Consider the following 18,049-nt stretch of genomic DNA (forward strand, 5'->3'; position numbering starts at 1 on the left):
GCCCACGGGGCCCGTCGAGTTGAAGTCCGACCCTTTAGTCCAGCAACCTGATCTAGTTAACCGAGTTCAAGGAGACCGCCCATGACCCAGCACGCCTCCACCGAGAGCCTCGCCCCCGACGCCCCCCTGTCCTTCGCCTACTGGGTGCCCAACGTCAGCGGCGGCCTCGTCGTCTCGAAGGTGGAGCAGCGCACCGACTGGGGCTACGAGTACAACAAGCGCCTCGCCCGCACCGCCGAGAACAACGGCTTCGAGTACGCGCTGTCCCAGGTCCGCTACATGGCCAGCTACGGCGCGGCGTACCAGCACGAGTCGACCTCGTTCAGCCTCGCCCTGCTGCTCGCGACCGAGCGCCTCAAGGTCATCGCCGCGGTCCACCCGGGCCTGTGGCAGCCCGGCGTCCTCGCGAAGTTCCTCGCGACCGCCGACCACCTCTCCGGCGGCCGCGCCGCGGTCAACGTGGTGTCCGGCTGGTTCAAGGACGAGTTCACGAAGCTCGGCGAGCAGTGGCTCGAGCACGGCGAGCGCTACCGCCGCTCGGAGGAGTTCATCACCTACCTCCGCGAGATCTGGACCAGCGACCACGCCGAGGTGAACGGCGACTTCTACCGCCTCCACGACTTCGACCTGAAGCCGAAGCCGCTGTCGAGCCCCGAGCGCCCGCACCCCGAGATCTTCCAGGGCGGCAACTCCGGTGACGCCCAGGCCATGGCCGGCCGGGTCTCCGACTGGTACCTCGCGAACGGCAACACCCCGGAGCGCATCGCCGAGCAGGTGCGCGTCGTCAAGGGCGGCGCCGCCGAGCACGGACGCCGCCTGCGGGTCGGCGTCAACGGCTTCATGGTCGCCCGCGACTCCGAGGCCGAGGCCCGCGACGTACTCCGCGAGATCATCGACCGCGCCGACACCGAGGCCGTCGAGGGCTTCGGCGCCGCCGTCAAGCAGGCCGGCCAGTCCACCGGCGACGGCCGCGGCATGTGGCAGGACTCCAGCTTCGCCGACCTCGTCCAGTACAACGACGGCTTCCGGACCGGCCTCGTCGGCAGCCCCGAGCAGGTCGCCGAGCAGGCCATCAAGCAGAAGCAGGCCGGCGCCGACCTCCTGCTGCTGGGCTTCCTGCACTTCCAGGAGGAGGTCGAGTACTTCGGTCAGAAGGTCCTGCCGCTGATCCGCGAGATGGAGGACGACCTCGCCGGTCGCCCGCGCGGCAGCAGCCTGGTGGCCTCCTGACGGGCACGGCGTCCCGTCACGACCGCGCGGCACCCCCGGCAGCACGCACCCACGAGGAGAGAGATGAGCCTGAAGTTCCACTGGTTCCTGCCCACCAACGGTGGCGACGGCCGCCAGGTCGTCGGCGGCGGCCACGGCGTCAACCCCGGTGCCGCCGGCCGTCCCGGCGACGTCGCCTACCTGACCCAGGTCGCGCGGGCCGCGGAGGACAACGGCTTCGAGGCCGCCCTGACCCCGACGGGCGCGTGGTGCGAGGACGCGTGGCTGTCGACGGCGATGCTCTCGCAGACCTCGGAGCGGCTGAAGTTCCTGGTCGCCTTCCGGCCCGGTCTCGTCTCGCCGTACGTCGCGGCGCAGATGGCGGGCACGTTCCAGAACCTGACCGGTGGTCGCCTGCTGCTCAACGTGGTCACCGGCGGGGAGAGCCACGAGCAGCGGATGTTCGGCGACTTCCTCGACAAGGACGGCCGCTACGCCCGGTGCGACGAGTTCCTCACCATCGTCCGGCGGCTGTGGGCCGGCGAGACCGTCGACCACGACGGTGAGCACCTCAGGGTCGAGAACGCCCGGCTGGACCAGATCCCGAACCCGCTGCCGGAGATCTACTTCGGCGGTTCCTCCCCGGCCGCCGGCCGGGTGGCCGCCAAGCACGCCGACGTCTACCTGACCTGGGGCGAGCCGCCGGAGGCCGTGGCGAAGAAGATCGAGTGGATCCGCGGCCTGGCCGCCGAGGAGGGCCGGGAGGTCCGCTTCGGCATCCGCATGCACACGATCACCCGCGACACCTCGGAGGAGGCGTGGGCCGAGGCGCAGCGCCTGCTCGACCAGATCGACCCGGCCATGATCGAGAAGGTCCAGTCGGGCCTGAAGCGCAGCGAGTCGGAGGGCCAGCGCCGCATGCTGGAGCTCAACCGGGGCGCGAAGGGCGACGACGTCCACTCCCTCGAGATCCACCCGAACGTCTGGGCCGGCGTCGGCCTGGTCCGCGGCGGCGCGGGCACGGCGCTGGTCGGCAGCCACACCGAGGTCGCCGACCGGATCGAGGAGTACGCCGACCTCGGCATCGACGAGTTCGTGCTGTCGGCCTACCCGCACCTCGAGGGTGCGTACTGGTTCGGCGAGGGCGTGCTGCCCGTCCTCGCCGAGCGCGGCCGCTGGAAGGACGCTCGTCCCGAGCGCCACCGCAACGCCGCCGTGCCGTTCGCCGGCGCCGACGGCCCGCGGACGGTCTCGTGAACGCCCCCCGCACCGTGGTGCTCGTCGGCAACCCGCGCCCCGCGTCGCGCACCCGCGCGGCGGGGGAGCGGGTGGTCGCCGGCCTGACCGGCCGCGAGCCCGACCTCGTGATCGAGCTCGCCGACCTCGGGCCCGAGCTGCTCGACTGGACCTCGGAGCGGGTGACCGGGCTCGTCGAGGCCGTCGCCGGTGCCGACCTGGTCGTGGTGGCCAGCCCGACGTACAAGACGGCGTACACGGGTCTGCTGAAGCTGTTCCTCGACCGGTTCGCGATCGGGCAGATCGGTGGCGTCGTGGTGCCCCTGATGCTCGTCGCGGCGCCCCAGCACGCCCTGGCCCCCGAGCTGGTGCTGCGCCCGGTGCTGGCCGAGATCTCCTCGGGCCCGGTGCTCAAGGGGCTCGCCGTGCACGACACGGCGTACGACGAGGAGTCGTCGTACGCCGGGTGGATCGAGACCGTCCTGCCCACGACCACGCGGCTGCTCGGTGCCGGCCCGGCCCCCACCCCCTCCCTCTCGACGACAGGAGCGCACGCATGACCGTGACCCCGCTGTTCACCAACCAGGACCTCGACCCGGACCGCCTTCGCGAGGCCTTCGGCGTGTTCCCCTCCGGTGTCGTCGCCGTCGCCGCCGAGGTGGACGGCGTCCGCACCGGGCTCGCCGCGTCGTCGTTCACCTCGGTGAGCCTCGACCCGCCGCTGGTGCAGTTCTCCGTCGCCAACTCGTCGAAGACGTGGCCCGTCCTGCGACGCGCCTCCCACCTCGGCCTGAGCGTGCTCGCCGACCACCACGGCGGTGTGTGCCGCCAGCTCGCGGGCCCGGTCGAGCGGCGCTTCGACGACATCGACGTCACGGTCAGCGAGCACGGCTCGCTCTTCCTGGACGACGGGCTCGCCCGGTTCGACTGCACCGTCTACCGCGAGGTCGAGGCGGGCGACCACACGATCGTGCTGCTCCAGCTGCACGCCGTGGAGCAGGCCAGCGACGTCTCCCTGCCGCTGGTCTTCCACCGCAGCGCCTTCGCGGGCGTCGCCGCCACGGGCTGAGCAGCCCCTCCCACGCCGCCGAGTCGGCCCGGACCCGTCCTCGGCGTCCTGGCAGGCTGGGGGACGTGCGGGTCGCGGTGGTCGGAGCGGGGATCGGCGGTCTCGTCGCCGCCCGGGACCTCGTGGCCGCCGGGCACGACGTCACCGTCCTCGAGGCGTCGGACCGCCCCGGCGGGAAGCTGCGGCGGGCCGAGGTCGCCGGGGTCGGCGTCGACGTCGGCACCGAGGCGATGCTGCACCGGCGCCCGGAGGGGTCCGCCCTGGCCGCCGAGCTCGGCCTGGAGGTCGTGCACCCGACGCGCGCGTCGTCCCGCATCTGGACCCGCGGCGCCCTGCGCCCCCTGCCGCGATCGCTGATGGGCGTGCCACTCGACGTCGACGACCTGGCCGCGAGCGGCGTGCTGTCGCCCGCGGGCCTCGAGCGCGCCCGGGTGGAGCGCGTCGAGCCCTGGGACGGCGAGGACCTCGCCGTCGGCGAGCTCGTGGCCGCCCGCTTCGGCGACGAGGTCGTCGACCGCCTCGTCGAGCCGCTGCTCGGCGGCGTGTACGCCGGGCACGCCCGCCGCCTGTCGCTGCGGGCGACGGTGCCCGCGCTGGCCGACCTCGCCGCCCGCGGGCCGCTCGTCACCGAGTCCAACCGCGGCACCACCGCGGCCGCCGCCGGTGCCGGCGTCCCCGTCTTCGCGGGCCTGGCCGGCGGCATGACCACCCTGGTCGAGGCGCTCGCCGGCGACCTCCCGGTCCGGGTCGGCACGACCGTCCGCGCCCTCGGACGCACCCCGGACGGCTTCACGCTGACCCTTGGGCCCACCACGGACCTGGAGCGCCTCGACGTGGACGGCGTCGTCCTCGCCGTCCCGCCCGCCGCGGCCTCGCGGCTGCTCGGTGCGGTGGCACCCTCCGCGGCCGTCGAGCTCGGCGCGGTCGAGGCCGCCTCGACGGTCGTCGTCGCCCTGGCGTTCGCGGCCCGCGACCTGGCCGGCCTCCCGGGCTTCGACGGCGGCGCGGCCGGGTTCCTCGTCCCGCCCGTCGACGGGCGCCGCATCAAGGCCGCGACGTTCTCCTTCGCGAAGTGGGACCACGTCCGCGCCGCGGGGGCCGCGGCGGCGGACGGGGGCGTCGTCCACCTGCGCACCTCGCTGGGCCGCCAGGGGGAGGAGGCCACGCTCCAGCGCGACGACGCCGAGCTCGTCGCGGACTCCCTCGCCGACCTCCGCGACGCCACCGGTCTCGAGGCCCGGCCGGTCGACGCCGTGGTGCAGCGGTGGGGCGGGGGCCTGCCGCAGTACGCCGTCGGCCACCTCGACCGCGTGGCGCGCATCCGGGCCGCCGTCGGCGAGGTCCCCGGACTCGTCGTCTGCGGCGCGGCGTACGACGGGGTCGGCGTGCCGGCCGTCATCGGCTCGGCCCACCGGGCGGCCGTTGAGCTCCACGAGGGCCTGCGCGGCAGAATGGGGCCATGAGCGAGCAGACGAACGCGGCGAAGCTGAAGGAGATCAACGCCCTCACGCGCTACACGATGTGGTCGGTCTTCCGGCTGCGCGACGTCCTCGGCGACGCCGCGGACCGCGCCGGCGAGGCCGCCGAGGTCGAGAAGCTGCTCGCGGGCCTCGCGGAGGACGACGTCGTCGTCCGCGGCCTGTACGACGTCTCCGGCCTGCGCGCCGACGCCGACGTGATGGTGTGGTGGCACGCCGCCGACTCCGAGCAGCTCCAGTCGGCGTACCACCGCTTCCGCCGCACCGCCTTCGGCGCCCGCCTGGAGCCGGTGTGGTCGCAGATGGCGCTGCACCGCCCGGCCGAGTTCAACAAGTCGCACGTGCCCGCGTTCCTCGCCGGCGAGGAGCCCAAGCGGCACCTGTGCGTCTACCCGTTCGTGCGGTCCTACGAGTGGTACCTGCTGCCCGACGAGGAGCGCCGCGCCCTGCTCGCCGAGCACGGCAAGATGGCGCGCCCCTACCCCGACGTCCGCGCCAACACGGTGTCGTCGTTCGCCCTCGGCGACTACGAGTGGCTGCTGGCCTTCGAGGCCGACGACCTCGGCCGCATCGTCGACCTCATGCGCGACCTCCGCGCCTCCGGCGCCCGCCGCCACGTCCGCGAGGAGATCCCCTTCTACACCGGGGCCCGCGTCGAGGTCGCCGACCTCGTCGACCGCCTGCCCTGACCCGCCGCGACCGAGGAACGAGGTCGCGACGCGGGTCAGGTCGAGCGAGCCTGCGACCGAGCGGGCGAGGTCGCAAGGGCGGGTCGAGGCCCGGTGAGACGGGTGCCGGCCGGCGGCGGGGCTCAGCCTGACAGCTGCCGCGACACCCCGGAGCCGTAGCGGCGGGTCGGGTTGGACCCGATGGACCCGCGCTGCGGCGAGGACTTCCTCGCGTCGCTGGTCTTCTTCGCCGCCGAGGTCTTCTTCGCCGCGGCCGACTTCGTGGGCGCCGACTTCTTCGCCGCAGACGTCTTCTTGGCCGCCGCCGAGGTCTTCTTGGCCGTCGACTTCTTGGCCGTCGACTTCTTCGCCGCCGAGGTCTTCTTGGCCGTCGACTTCCTCGCCGAGGTCTTCTTCGCCGCGGTCTTCCTCGCCGGCGCCTCCCGCCCGCTGAACCGCTCGAACCAGTCGTCGAGGGAGCGCCAGGTGGTCGTGCGGGCGCCGCGGCCGGTGAGCATGCCGAGGTGGCCGCCGGGGACGATCTCGAAGTCGACGGTCTCGGCGCCGCGCAGCAGGCCCACCAGCGCCTTGACGGCGGCGACGGGGGCGATGCCGTCGTTCGCGCCGGCGTAGACCGCGACGGGCACCCTCACGTCGGCGAGCTCGATGGTGCGGTCGCCGAGCGTGACGGAGCCGCGGCGGAGCTCGTTGGAGCGCACGAAGCGGTGGTAGAGCTGCCCGAAGCTGCGGCCCGGGTAGGCGTTCATGTTCGCCGTGAAGTGGTCGACGGCCTCGATCTGCGCCAGCCACTCGGTGTCGTCGAGGTGGGCGGCGATCGCGACCGGCTTGGTGACGAACTTCTGGAACGACGACATCTGGAACGCCCACCGGACGACGGGCTTCGGCGCGCCGCCGAGGAGCCGGTAGGCGCGGTCGATGACCCCGCCGCCGGCGAGGTTCAGCAGGGGTCGCAGCGGGGCGACCATCGGCACCAGGCGCGTGTCGACCGGGGTCGCGAGCACGCTCACCGAGGCGATCGGGAGGTCCTGGCCGTCGGCGGCGACGAGCAGGGAGAACAACCCGCCGAGGGACCAGCCGACGAGGTGCACGGGGCGCCCGCCGGCGTGCTCGGAGACCGCGCGGACGGCGGCCGGGACGACCTCGTCGACCCAGTGCTCGATGCCGAGGCTCCGGTTGCGGAAGGAGATCTGCCCGTACTCCACGACGTACGTCGGACGCCCGACGGTCACCAGGTGCTCCGCCAGGGAGCAGCCGCGGCGCAGGTCCCAGCACAGGCTGGGGGCGGCCAGGGGCGTGACCAGCAGGACGGGGTCGCCGGACTCGCGGACCGCCATCGGGCGGTAGTGGTGGACCTCGCGCAGCTCGCCCTCGTCGATCAGGGTCCGCGGCATGGGTCGCAGGTCGGCGAGCCCGCCGTACAGGACGGTGTGCGCGACGTTGCCCGCGCCGCGGACCACGGTGGAGAGCACCTGGTCCGGCTGCAGGGGCTGGGGGACCAGGGGGACGGCGGGCAGCGCCATCAGCTCTCGTCCCCCTCGTCGGCGCCGTCGCCGACCGGGCGCACGGTCTTGCCGTGGTCGGGCCGGGTGGCCGCGAGCTCGGCCAGGAAGCTGTCGGCCCAGCGGGTGACGTTCCGCTCCTTCACGGTCTTCCGCATCGCGCGCATGCGCCGGTTCAGCTCCTTCGGTTCAGCGTTGTGCGCCTCGCGCAGCGCCGCCTTCATGCCGTTGATGTCGTAGGGGTTGACCAGCCAGGCCTGCCGCAGCTCGTCGGCGGCGCCGGCGAACTCGGACAGCACCAGCGCGCCGTCCTCCTCGAGACGGCAGGCGACGTACTCCTTGGCCACGAGGTTCATGCCGTCCCGGAACGGCGTCACCACCATCACGTCCGCCGCACGGTAGAGCGCCGCCATCTCCTCGCGCGGGTAGGAGGAGTGCAGGTAGGAGATGACGGGGCGGCCGATCTCGCCGAGGTCGCCGTTGATGCGCCCGACGAGGCGGTCGATGTCGTCGCGGAGGCGGCGGTACTGCTCCACCCGCTCGCGCGACGGCGTCGCGACCTGCACGAACACCGAGTCACGCACCGACAGGTGCTCGTCGCGGACCAGCTCGGAGAAGGCGCGCAGCCGGGCGTAGATGCCCTTCGTGTAGTCGAGGCGGTCGATGCCGAGGAAGATGGTCCTCGGGTTGCCGAGCGCCTCGCGGATCTCCTTGGCGCGCTGGGCCACCGGCTCGGACGCGGCCAGCTCCTCGAAGCCCTCGGTGTCGATGGAGATGGGGAAGGCGGCGGCCTTCACCGTCCGGCCGTCGGGCAGGTAGACGAGGTCGCGGTGCGTCTTGTGGCCGACCCGCTGGCGCACCAGGCGGACGAAGTTCTGCGCGGCCCCCGGCAGCTGGAAGCCGATGAGGTCGGCACCGAGGAGGCCCTGGAGGATCTCGCGGCGCCACGGCAGCTGCTGGAAGAGCTCGCCGGGCGGGAAGGGGATGTGGAGGTAGAACCCGATCTTGAGGTCGGGGCGGGCCTCGCGGAGCATCTGCGGCACGAGCTGCATCTGGTAGTCCTGCACCCAGACGGTGGCGCCCTCGGCGGCGATCCTGGCGGCGCGGTCGGCGAAGCGCTGGTTGACCCGCACGTAGGAGTCCCACCACTCGCGGTGGAACTCCGGCTTGGCGACGAGGTCGTGGTACAGCGGCCACAGGGTGCCGTTGGAGAACCCCTCGTAGTGCTCCTCGATCTCCTCGGCGCTCAGCGACTCCGGGACGAGGGAGAGCCCGTCGGAGGTGAACGGCTTCATGCCGGTCTCGGTGCCTCCCGGCCACCCGATCCAGGCGCCGTCGTTCGCCCGCATCACGGGTTCGAGGGCCGTCACCAGCCCGCCGGGGGAGGTTCGCCAGGACTTGCTCCCGTCCGCTTCCTCGACACGGTCAACGGGCAGGCGGTTGGCCACGATCACGAGGTCCGCCGAGCGGTTCTTCAGGGCCACGTCGCGACCCTATCCGGCGTGTCGACCCGCCACGCCGTCCGGCGAACGACAGCGGTGTGATTCTCGGGCTACAGTGCCGCCATGACCGCTGCCTCCGACGTCGCCCCCGACCAGCCGGAGCCCGGACTCTCCGAGCGTGACCGGGCGATCCTCGCCTTCGAGCGCCAGTGGTGGAAGTACGCCGGCGCCAAGGAGCAGGCGGTCCGCGAGGCGTTCGACATGTCCGCCACGCGGTACTACCAGGTCCTGAACGCCCTCATCGACAGCCCGGACGCGCTCGCCGAGGACCCGCTCCTCGTCCGTCGTCTGCGGCGTCTCCGCTCGGCCCGCCAGCGTCAGCGCTCGGCCCGACGCCTCGGCTTCGAGGTCTGATGCCCGGCCGCCGGGTGGACCGCGCGCGGGACGAGCGCGGCGTCGCCTTCCCGTCGCCGCTGGTGATGCTGAGCATCGTCGCGGTCGCGATGGCCGGCCTCGCCTTCCTGGTCACCTCGGGTGACGAGCCCGCCGACGAGGCCCGGGTCGTGACGTCGACGCCGTCCGCCACCCCGACCCCCGAGCGGACGCAGGAGTCGAAGCCGCGGCGCTCGCCGAAGCCCTCGCCGTCCCCGACCCCGGTCGAGCGCGGCGACGTGTTCGTCGAGGTCTACAACAACTCGGGGATCACCGGGCTCGCCGCCGGCTTCTCCGAGACCGCGACGGCCGCCGGCTGGCAGGTCGTGGGCTCCGACAACTGGGTCGGCACCATCCCGTCGTCCACGGTCTACTACCCGCCCCGTCTGGAGCGGGAGGCCGAGACGCTGGCCCGGGACCTGGGGATCAGCCGCCTGATGCCCGCGGTCGCACCCATGCGCTTCGACCGCCTCACCGTGATCCTCACGGGCGACGTCACCTAGATCACGTCGGCAGGGGTCCACCGGCGCCGGTTTCGCCGCCGGTGCACGGTCGTTCCGTGGCAGGCTCCTGCCATGGAGTTCACCTCCCCTGCCGGCGAGCAGCAGTACGCCGCGCTCGTGCGCGCCTCGGCGGACCTGCTCGTCTGCCTCGACTTCGACGGCGTCCTCGCGCCGATCGTGGAGGACCCCAGCGAGGCCCACGTGCACCCCGACGCCGGTGACGCGCTCGTCGCCCTGTCGGAGGTCTGCCGCGCCATCGCGGTGGTGACGGGGCGGCCCGCGCGGCAGGCGATCGAGCTCGGCGGGCTCGAGGAGGTCGGCGAGGCCATGGAGGAGCGGGGCCGCACCCTGTACCTCCGCGGGCAGTACGGCAACGAGCGGTGGGACTCGGGGTCCCGCCGCGTGCACTCGCCGAGGCCGCCCGCGGGACTGGCCCGGTTCGAGGCCGAGCTGCCCGTCCTCCTGCGCGAGCACGACGCCGCCGACGCCTTCGTGGAGGACAAGGTGCTCGCCGTCGGCGTCCACACCCGGCGCCTGCCCGACCCGGACGCCGCTCTCGAGCGGCTCCGCGGGCCCGTCGCCGCGCTCGCCGCCAGGCACGACCTCGCCGTCGAGCCCGGCCGGCAGGTCCTGGAGGTCCGCGCCCCGGGCGCCGACAAGGGGGCCGCCGTCCGCGAGCTGCTGGAGCAGACCGGCGCGGGCGCCGTCCTGTTCGCCGGCGACGACCTCGGCGACGTCGCGGCGTTCGACGCCGTCGCCGAGCTGCGCGAGTCCGCGGCCCGTCACGGCACCCCCCTGCCCGGCCTGCTCGTCGCCTCGGCGTCCGAGGCCACCCCCGTGCCCGAGCTCGTCTCCCGCGCCGACGTCGTCGTCGACGGCCCCGACGGGGTCCTCGCGCTCCTGCGCCTCCTCGTGGACGACGCAGCCGGCGCCCGTCTCTGACGCGGACGCCGGGCCGCTCGTCTCATCATCCGGACGCGTGGTCCACATTCCGGGACCCCGATGTGCGTCACCCGGAAGGGGCTGCGTACGGTGTGGGTTGCTCATCACGAGGGACTGAGGGAACGGCCCGTCGACGTCCCGGCAACCACCGCCACCCACGCCGTCCAGAGGCGTGCGAAGGCCGGAGAGGTGCCAATTCCGGCCCGCGGCGAGAGACGTCCCGGGGAAGATGAGGAGGAGGATCCATGAGCGCCCCCGTCGTCGAGGTCACCGACGCCCCCCAGTCCGCCGCCACCCCCGCCGGCGCCACGCTGCGCGAGGGCGCCTTCGGGCCGGCCCGCTGCCTCGCGTGTCGCGAGTGCGGCGCCGAGGTCGAGCTGGGCCCGCAGTACGCCTGTCCGGAGTGCTTCGGCCCCCTCGAGGTGGCCTACGAGTTCGGCACGGTCACCCGCGAGGAGATCGAGGCCGGGCCCCGCAACATCTGGCGCTACAAGTCGTTGCTGCCGGTCCCCACCGACATCGAGAGCAGCCCCAACACCGAGCCGGGCTTCACCCGGCTGCTCAAGGCGGACAACCTCGCCGCCGAGCTGGGCCTGTCGAGCCTGTGGGTCAAGGACGACTCCACGAACCCGACCAACTCCTTCAAGGACCGCGTCGTCGCCTGCGCGCTGAGCGCCGCCCGCGAGTTCGGCTCGACCGTGTTCGCCTGCCCCTCGACGGGCAACCTCGCGAACGCCGTCGCCGCCGCGGGCGCCCGCGCCGGCATGAAGACCGTCGTCTTCATCCCCAGCAACCTGGAGAAGCCCAAGCAGGTGAACTCGGCGGTCTACACGGACTCGCTCGTCGCCGTCGACGGCAACTACGACGACGTCAACCGCCTCGCCTCCGAGATCGCGGGCGAGGAGGACGGCTGGGCGTTCGTGAACGTCAACGTCCGCCCCTACTACGCCGAGGGCTCCAAGACGCTCGGCTACGAGATCGCCGAGCAGCTCGGCTGGCGCCTGCCCGACCAGATCGTCATCCCCGTCGCCTCCGGCTCGCAGCTGACGAAGGTCGACAAGGCCTTCCGCGAGCTGATCGCCCTCGGCCTCGTCGAGGACAAGGAGTACCGCGTCTTCGGCGCGCAGGCGACCGGCTGCTCGCCGGTGTCGGTGGCCTACAAGGCCGGCACGGACGTCGTCCGCCCCGTCAAGCCGGACACCATCGCCAAGTCGCTGGCCATCGGCAACCCGGCCGACGCCGTCTACGTGCTCGACGTCTGCAAGCGGACGAACGGCGCCGTCGAGGACGTCACCGACGACGAGATCCGCGAGGGCATCCTGCTGCTCGCCCGCAACGAGGGGATCTTCACCGAGACCGCGGGCGGCACCACCACGGCCGTCCTGAAGAAGCTCGTCGAGACCGGCCAGCTCGACACCGAGCTCGAGACCGTCATCATCAACACCGGCATGGGCCTGAAGACCCTCGACGCGGTCGCCGACCGGGTCGGGCCCGCCGCCACCATCGAGCCGACGTACGCCGCCTTCTCGGCGACCGGCATCTGAGCCCACCAACCCCGTACGCCACCCAGCGAGGAGACGAGTTGAGCGTCCAGGTCCGCATCCCCACCATCCTGCGCACCTACACCGGGGGTGAGTCCGAGGTCAGCGCCGAGGGCAGCACGCTCGCCGAGGTCCTCGACGACCTGGACGCGAACCACGCGGGCATCAAGGGCCGGATCCTGGACGACAGCGGCAAGCTGCGCCGCTTCGTCAACGTGTACGTCGGCAACGACGACGTCCGCTTCCTCGACGACCTCGGCACCGCCACCCCCGACGGCACGCAGGTCTCCGTCATCCCCGCCGTCGCCGGCGGCTGAGCGGGGCCGGGCGGGTGGCCGACCACCACTACGCCCTGGAGGTCACCTGGACCGGTGACCGCGGCACCGGGACGAGCGGCTACCGCGACTACGCGCGCGACGTCCTCCTCGAGGCCGCCGGCAAGCCGGTGCTCGAGGGGTCGGCCGACAGGCCGTTCCGGGGCGACCCGGCGCGCTGGAACCCCGAGGAGCTGCTCCTCGCGGCCCTCAGCCAGTGCCACCTGCTCAGCTACCTCCACCTCGCCGTCGTGCACGGCGTCGTGGTCACGGCGTACGCCGACTCGCCGCTCGGCACGATGCGGCAGGAGGGCATCGGCGGCCGGTTCACCGAGGTCGTCCTGCGGCCGCGCGTGACGGTCGCCGACCCCGCCACCGTCCGGACCGCGACCCGGATCCACCGCGACGCCTCGGAGGCGTGCTTCATCGCGGCGTCGGTCAACTTCCCCGTCCGGCACGAGCCGGTCGTCGTCGCGGGCTGAGCCGCGTCCCTCAGCCCAGGGCGGCCCGGCGTCGCGCCAGGTGGTCGGCCTCCACCGCGTTGCGGCACTCCGCCAGCGCCTCGTCGTACGACGCCCGCGCCTCGCCGTCGTGCCCGAGCCGGGCGAGCAGCTCCGCACGGACCGCCGGCAGCCGGTGCCCCGGCAGGCCCAGTCCGTCCAGGAGGGCGAGCCCGGCGGCCGGGCCGTCGGCCTCGGCGAGGGCCACGGCCCGCGCCAGCCGGACGACGGGGGAGCCGGTGAGGGTCTCGAGCTCGTCGTACAGGTCGGCGATGCGGGGCCAGTCGGTGTCCTCCGCCCGGAGGGCGGTGGCGTGGCAGGCCGCGACGAGCGCCTGCAGCAGGTACGGCGTCGCCGGGGCCGTGGTGAGCGGCGTCAGCAGGTCGAGGGCCTCGACGACCTCGCCGTGGTGCCACCGGGAGCGGTCCTGGTCGGGCAGCAGGACCAGCCGGCCGTCGGGGTCGAGCCGGGCGTCGCGCCGCGAGTGCTGGATCAGCACCAGCGCGAGCAGCGCGTCGAGCTCGACCGAGCCCGGCGGGGCCACCTCGTGGACGACCCGGACGAGCCGGACGGCCTCGGCGGCGAGGTCCGGGCGGTGCAGGTCGGGACCCGACGACGGGGCGTAGCCCGCCGTGAAGGCGAGGTAGGCCACGTCCGCGACCACGTCGAGCCGCTCGGTCAGGGCGGCGCCGGTCGGCACCTCGAACCGTTCCGCGGCCAGGCGCTTGCGGGCCCGGGTGAGCCGGGCGGCCATCGTCGGGACCGGCACCAGGAACAGCCGTGCGACCTCGTCGGTCGGCACCCCGACCACCAGCCGCAGCGACAGGGCCGCCGCGGCTTCGCGCGCCAGGGCCGGGTGGGCGCACAGCAGCACCAGGCGCAACCTCTCGTCCACGGCCCCCACCTCCCGTCCGTCGCTGACCAGCACCCGCTCCGCGTCCTGCGCCAGCGACGCCTCGACCGCGAGGACGGGCACCGCGCGGGCGCGGACGGCCTCGGCGCGCAGCCGGTCGAGCACGCGGCGCCGGGCCGTCGTCATCAGCCAGGCGGCCGGGTTGGTCGGCGTCCCGTCGGCGGGCCAGGTCCGCACCGCCGCCTCGAACGCCTCGGCGAGCGCGTCCTCGGCGAGGTCGAGCCGCCCGAACCGCGCGACGAGGAGGGCCAGCAGGCGGCCCCACTCCTCGCGGTGCAGGGCCGCCGGGTCGACCGCGCCCGCGGCGCCCGCGGCGCTCAGAACGCCTCGTCCACGACCTCGCGGACCTCGACGTCGTACTCGCGGGGGAGGAGCCGGGCGACCTCGACCGCGGCGTCGAGGTCGTCGACCTCGATGAGGTAGAAGCCGCCGAGCTGCTCCGCCGTCTCGGCGTACGGCCCGTCGGTGACCGGTCGGGACGCCGCGTCGGCGCCCGCTCGCACGGTGCGTGCCCCGCCCGTCGGGGCCAGGGCCTCGCCGCCGAGGACCGCGCCCCGCGCACGGACCGCGGCGTCGAAGGCCTGGAAGTCCGCGACGACCCGGGCCCGGTGGTCGGCGTCGGCCGCCTCCCAGCGCGCGAAGTGGTCGGTCTCCGCGAGCAGCACGAGCACCTTCACCTCAGGCCTCCCCGTCCGTCGCGGTCCTCGCGGCACGGACCTCGATGCCGCCGTCGCCGTCGAGCAGCAGCTCGGCACAGGCCAGCAGGTCCTCGAGGTCGTCGCTCGCGACCAGGTAGAAGCCGGTCAGCTGCTCGGCGGTCTCCGCGTAGGGGCCGTCGGTCCGCACGACGCCGTCCCCGCGGCGGCGCAACGCGCGGGCGCCCCGCGGGTGGGTCAGCTCGGCGCCGCCGACGATGGTGTGGCCGCGCTCGGCGAGGGCCGCGGCGAAGCGGCCGTGGGCGGCGTAGGTCTCGGCCCGGGCGGCGTCGTCCGCGCCCTCCCAGGCGTCGGCGTCACCGGACAGCAGGACGGTGTAGGTGGTGGTCATGGTCGTTCTCCTCCGGGGGTCGGGTGCATCGTCTCTCGTGGTGATGACGTGCGGAACCGCCGCGGATCGACAGCACGACGGAGATGTTCCGGGATTTCGGCTCCGGGGCGCCCTGCCGTCACCCGCCCGTCGTCCCGGTGGGGGACACAGGACCCCGTGCGATCTCGGATGCTCACCCTGGCCCTGCTCACCCCCCTCCTCGCCGCGCCGACCGCCGTGGCGCCCGGCCTGACGGCACCGGCCGCGGCCGAGCCGGAGGCGCGGTCGAGCGCCTCGCGGACCCTCGACCTGCAGGCCCACCGCGGCGGCATGGCGCTCACCGTGGAGTCCACCCGCGCGGGCTTCGCGCGCGCCCTGCGTCTCGGGGTCACGACGCTGGAGCTGGACACCCAGGTCACCGAGGACGGCGTCGCGGTCGTCACCCACGACCGGCGCACGAACCCGCAGGTCTGCACCGACACGGCACCCGCCACGCCGGGCGACCCCGACTTCCCCTACGTCGGCTCCTTCGTCCGCGACCTCTCCTGGGACCAGCTCGCCACCCTCGACTGCGGCTCCACGACGAAGTCGGTCGCCTACCCCGGCCAGCTCGCCGTCCCCGGAGCCCGCATGCTGCGACTCGACGAGCTCTTCGACCTCGTCGAGATCTACGGCGCCGACGGCCCGGACGGCGTCCGGATGAACGTCGAGACCAAGGTGGAGGCCGGTGCGCCGTCCGAGACCGCACCGCGCGGCCGCTTCGTCCGCGCTGTCCTGGCGGAGATCGAGGAGGCCGGGGTCGCCGACCAGGTCACCGTCCAGAGCTTCGACTGGGGCGCGCTGAACCTCGTCGACCGCCTCGCCCCCGAGCTGCCGCTGGTGGCGCTCGACAACGAGGACTCTCTCCAGAAGGGCCAGCCCGGCGCCTCGCCCTGGCTGGGCGGCGCCGACATCGACGACTACGACGGCGACCCCGTCGCCGCGGTCGCCGCGCTCGGGTACGACGCCTGGTCGCCGGTCCAGGGTCGCCCGCAGAACGGCGCGGTCGGCGACGGCACCTTCGTCCCCTACGCCACCCGCGCCGACGTCCGCGAGGCCCACCGGCTCGGTCTCGACGTGGTCCCGTGGACGGTCAACGACCGCGCCACGATGGCCTGGTACCTCGACCGCGGCGTCGACGGACTCATCACCGACCGCCCGGACGTGCTGCGCGACCTGATGGCCGAGCGCGGCATCGCCCTGCCGACGGCGTACGCGAACCCCGGCGGGCGGGTCGTCCTGCCCCCGGCGCACGCCCACAACGACTACGAGCACGAGCGGCCCCTGCTCGACGCCCTCGCCCGCGGCTTCACCAGCGTCGAGGCCGACGTCTGGCTGCGGGACGGCGACCTGCTCGTCGCCCACGACGAGGTCGACCTCGACCCCGCCCGCACCCTCCGCGCCCTCTACCTCGAGCCGCTGGCGCGGCGCGTCGAGCGGCTCGGTGGCCGGGTGCACCGCGGCAGCGACCGTCCGCTGCAGCTGCTGGTGGACCTGAAGAGCGACGGTCCGACGACGTACGCCGAGCTGGACGGGCAGCTGCGGGAGTTCCGCTCGATGCTCACCCGCTTCGCGCCCACCCTGCGGCCGGGGGCCGTCGAGGTCGTCGTCAGCGGCAACCGGCCGCTGGCCGAGATGCAGGCGCAGCGCACCCGCTGGGCCGGGTACGACGGCCGGCTGCCCGACCTCGACTCCGACCTGCCGCCGGAGGTGATGCCGCTGGTCAGCGACAACTGGGCGAACCACTTCACCTGGACCGGCGTCGGCCCGATGCCCGCCACCGAGCACGCGAGGCTCGTCTCGCTGGTGCGGCGGGCGCACACCCAGGGCTACCGCCTCCGGTTCTGGAACACCCCCGACGCCGCCTCGGCCGAGCGGGCCCGCCTGTGGGCGGTGCTCGCCGACACCGGCGTGGACCACCTCAACACCGACGACCTCCCCGGCCTGTCCACGTTCCTGACGAACCGCGGGTTCGCCGAGGGTGGGACGACGCCCGCCCGGTGACGTGGCCGCCTAGGGTCGGCGTCGTACCCGGACGACGACGACCAGGAGGACCACGATGAGGGCAGTCGGCTACACCGAGGCAGGACCGGCGAGCGTGCTGGGCGACGTGGAGCTCCCCGACCCGACCCCCGGCCCGCGCGACCTGCTGGTCGAGGTCGCGGCGGTCTCGGTGAACCCGGTCGACACGAAGGTCCGCACCCGGGGCGGCTCCGAGGACGGCACCCCGAAGGTCCTGGGCTACGACGCCGCGGGCGTCGTGGCGGCGGTGGGCGAGCAGGTCGAGGCGTTCTCGGTCGGCGACGAGGTCTACTACGCCGGCTCGATCGCGCGACCCGGCACCAACTCCGAGCTCCACCTCGTCGACGAGCGCATCGTCGGCCCGAAGCCGTCCTCGCTGTCGATGGCCGAGGCCGCCGCGCTGCCGCTGACCGCCATCACCGCCTGGGAGCTGCTCTTCGACCGGCTGGGCGTGGAGCAGGGCGGGGGAGAGGGGCGGACCCTCCTGGTCGTCGGTGCCGCCGGCGGCGTGGGGTCGATCCTCGTCCAGCTCGCCCGTCAGCTGACCTCGCTGCGCGTCGTCGGGACCGCCTCGCGTCCCGAGACCCAGGAGTGGGCCCGCGACCTCGGCGCCCACGACGTGGTCGACCACTCCGGCGACCTCGCGGCCGCCGTCCGCGAGCTGGGGATCGACCACGTCGACCTCATCGCCGGCCTGACCGCCACCGACGACCACTGGGCGGCGTACGCCGACCTGGTCGCCCCCCAGGGCCGCATCGGCGTCATCGACGACCCGGCCGACGGGCTCGACGTCATGGGTCTGAAGCAGAAGTGTGCGTCGCTGCACTGGGAGTTCATGTTCGCCCGCCCCGTGCACCAGACGCCCGACATGGTCGAGCAGCACCGGTTGCTCGCCGAGGTCGCCCGCCTCGTGGACGACGGTCGCGTCCGCTCGACGCTGACCGAGACCGCCGGCGAGATCACGGCCGAGAACGTCGTCCGCGCTCACCGGATGCTGGAGTCCGGCTCCACCCGCGGCAAGGTCGTGCTCGCGGGCTGGCCGGCCTGACGCCTCGCCGCCGTCCGGTCGAGGGCTCGCAGGCGCCGCCGACACTGCCGGGACCAATCCTCGCGAGACCACGATGAGTCGTGGCGCCCCCCCGCGCCTGAGTGGGGGGGGGGGTAGACAAGGGGTTTTGTAGGGTGTTAAAAGCCC

The 18,049-nt window shown here is 73.9% G+C and carries 19 protein-coding genes and 1 riboswitch; of the genes, 14 read left to right on the top strand and 5 right to left on the bottom strand.

All coding sequences use genetic code 11. The features are described from left to right. Window positions 1-81 precede the first annotated feature (81 nt). From sfnG to hemQ, 6 genes are all read left to right on the top strand, one after another. Window positions 82-1,230 carry a dimethylsulfone monooxygenase SfnG gene (sfnG, locus tag MJ876_RS14025; RefSeq protein ID WP_240237086.1) on the top strand — a complete coding sequence of 383 codons (1,149 nt, stop codon included), beginning with the start codon at window positions 82-84 and terminating at the stop codon, window positions 1,228-1,230. A gap of 63 nt (window positions 1,231-1,293) precedes the next feature. Then, window positions 1,294-2,466, top strand: a complete 1,173-nt coding sequence (locus MJ876_RS14030; RefSeq protein WP_240237088.1) for an LLM class flavin-dependent oxidoreductase — start codon at window positions 1,294-1,296, stop codon at window positions 2,464-2,466. Further along, window positions 2,463-3,005, top strand: a complete 543-nt coding sequence (locus MJ876_RS14035) for an NADPH-dependent FMN reductase (protein WP_240237090.1) — start codon at window positions 2,463-2,465, stop codon at window positions 3,003-3,005. The genes MJ876_RS14030 and MJ876_RS14035 overlap by 4 nt, the downstream gene beginning before the upstream one ends. Continuing rightward, on the top strand, window positions 3,002-3,514 hold the full coding sequence (locus MJ876_RS14040; RefSeq protein ID WP_240237092.1) for a flavin reductase family protein: 513 nt from the start codon (window positions 3,002-3,004) through the stop codon (window positions 3,512-3,514). Before MJ876_RS14035 ends, MJ876_RS14040 begins: the two co-directional genes overlap by 4 nt. A 65-nt stretch (window positions 3,515-3,579) precedes the next feature. Then, complete coding sequence (gene hemG, locus MJ876_RS14045; RefSeq protein ID WP_240237094.1) at window positions 3,580-4,977, top strand: protoporphyrinogen oxidase; 1,398 nt, start codon at window positions 3,580-3,582, stop codon at window positions 4,975-4,977. Further along, window positions 4,974-5,681, top strand: coding sequence for a hydrogen peroxide-dependent heme synthase (hemQ, locus tag MJ876_RS14050; protein ID WP_240237096.1), 708 nt, complete (start codon window positions 4,974-4,976; stop codon window positions 5,679-5,681). Before hemG ends, hemQ begins: the two co-directional genes overlap by 4 nt. Window positions 5,682-5,803: 122 nt before the next feature. On the opposite strand, the gene MJ876_RS14055 is transcribed toward hemQ, so the two are convergent. Together MJ876_RS14055 and MJ876_RS14060 are read right to left on the bottom strand one after the other, a co-directional pair. Continuing rightward, window positions 5,804-7,201 (bottom strand): alpha/beta fold hydrolase, encoded by a 1,398-nt coding sequence (locus MJ876_RS14055; RefSeq protein WP_240237098.1) that lies wholly within the window; start codon window positions 7,199-7,201, stop codon window positions 5,804-5,806. Further along, window positions 7,201-8,664: a trehalose-6-phosphate synthase gene (locus MJ876_RS14060; RefSeq protein WP_240237100.1), complete on the bottom strand. Its 1,464-nt coding sequence runs from the start codon at window positions 8,662-8,664 to the stop codon at window positions 7,201-7,203. The genes MJ876_RS14055 and MJ876_RS14060 overlap by 1 nt, the downstream gene beginning before the upstream one ends. A gap of 81 nt (window positions 8,665-8,745) precedes the next feature. Here MJ876_RS14060 and MJ876_RS14065 point away from each other — a divergent pair, with 81 nt between their 5' ends. From MJ876_RS14065 to MJ876_RS14090, 6 genes are all read left to right on the top strand, one after another. Then, window positions 8,746-9,036: a DUF3263 domain-containing protein gene (locus MJ876_RS14065; RefSeq protein WP_240237102.1), complete on the top strand. Its 291-nt coding sequence runs from the start codon at window positions 8,746-8,748 to the stop codon at window positions 9,034-9,036. Then, window positions 9,036-9,557: a LytR C-terminal domain-containing protein gene (locus MJ876_RS14070; RefSeq protein ID WP_240237104.1), complete on the top strand. Its 522-nt coding sequence runs from the start codon at window positions 9,036-9,038 to the stop codon at window positions 9,555-9,557. Before MJ876_RS14065 ends, MJ876_RS14070 begins: the two co-directional genes overlap by 1 nt. 72 nt (window positions 9,558-9,629) lie before the next feature. Beyond that, window positions 9,630-10,499: a trehalose-phosphatase gene (gene otsB, locus MJ876_RS14075; RefSeq protein ID WP_240237106.1), complete on the top strand. Its 870-nt coding sequence runs from the start codon at window positions 9,630-9,632 to the stop codon at window positions 10,497-10,499. A 98-nt stretch (window positions 10,500-10,597) separates the two neighbouring features. After that, window positions 10,598-10,735, top strand: a riboswitch (SAM riboswitch). Between the two features lie 9 nt (window positions 10,736-10,744). After that, entirely contained in the window at window positions 10,745-12,043 is a 1,299-nt protein-coding gene (gene thrC / locus MJ876_RS14080) for a threonine synthase (RefSeq protein ID WP_240237108.1), read from the top strand. A 38-nt stretch (window positions 12,044-12,081) separates the two neighbouring features. Beyond that, window positions 12,082-12,357, top strand: coding sequence for a MoaD/ThiS family protein (locus MJ876_RS14085; RefSeq protein ID WP_240237110.1), 276 nt, complete (start codon window positions 12,082-12,084; stop codon window positions 12,355-12,357). 14 nt (window positions 12,358-12,371) lie between these two features. Next, the gene (locus MJ876_RS14090; RefSeq protein ID WP_240237112.1) at window positions 12,372-12,836 is read left to right on the top strand and encodes an OsmC family protein; all 465 of its coding nucleotides are present in this window, start codon (window positions 12,372-12,374) and stop codon (window positions 12,834-12,836) included. Window positions 12,837-12,846: 10 nt separating this feature from the next. Here the strand turns inward: MJ876_RS14090 and MJ876_RS14095 are convergent, their stop codons facing one another. The 3 genes from MJ876_RS14095 to MJ876_RS14105 are packed head-to-tail and all read right to left on the bottom strand — an operon-like array spanning window position 12,847 to window position 14,814. Beyond that, the gene (locus MJ876_RS14095; RefSeq protein ID WP_240237124.1) at window positions 12,847-14,088 is read right to left on the bottom strand and encodes an RNA polymerase sigma factor; all 1,242 of its coding nucleotides are present in this window, start codon (window positions 14,086-14,088) and stop codon (window positions 12,847-12,849) included. Beyond that, window positions 14,085-14,444, bottom strand: coding sequence for a YciI family protein (locus MJ876_RS14100; protein WP_240237114.1), 360 nt, complete (start codon window positions 14,442-14,444; stop codon window positions 14,085-14,087). The genes MJ876_RS14095 and MJ876_RS14100 overlap by 4 nt, the downstream gene beginning before the upstream one ends. A gap of 1 nt (window position 14,445) precedes the next feature. Next, window positions 14,446-14,814, bottom strand: coding sequence for a YciI family protein (locus MJ876_RS14105; RefSeq protein WP_240237116.1), 369 nt, complete (start codon window positions 14,812-14,814; stop codon window positions 14,446-14,448). A gap of 168 nt (window positions 14,815-14,982) precedes the next feature. On the opposite strand from MJ876_RS14105, the gene MJ876_RS14110 reads away from it, so the two are divergent. Next, the gene (locus MJ876_RS14110; RefSeq protein WP_240237118.1) at window positions 14,983-16,836 is read left to right on the top strand and encodes a glycerophosphodiester phosphodiesterase family protein; all 1,854 of its coding nucleotides are present in this window, start codon (window positions 14,983-14,985) and stop codon (window positions 16,834-16,836) included. A 55-nt stretch (window positions 16,837-16,891) separates the two neighbouring features. After that, on the top strand, window positions 16,892-17,902 hold the full coding sequence (locus MJ876_RS14115) for a zinc-binding alcohol dehydrogenase family protein (protein ID WP_240237120.1): 1,011 nt from the start codon (window positions 16,892-16,894) through the stop codon (window positions 17,900-17,902). Window positions 17,903-18,049 lie beyond the last annotated feature (147 nt).

This window comes from Nocardioides sp. CFH 31398, assembly GCF_022436705.1.
Taxonomy (GTDB): Bacteria; Actinomycetota; Actinomycetes; order Propionibacteriales; family Nocardioidaceae; genus Nocardioides.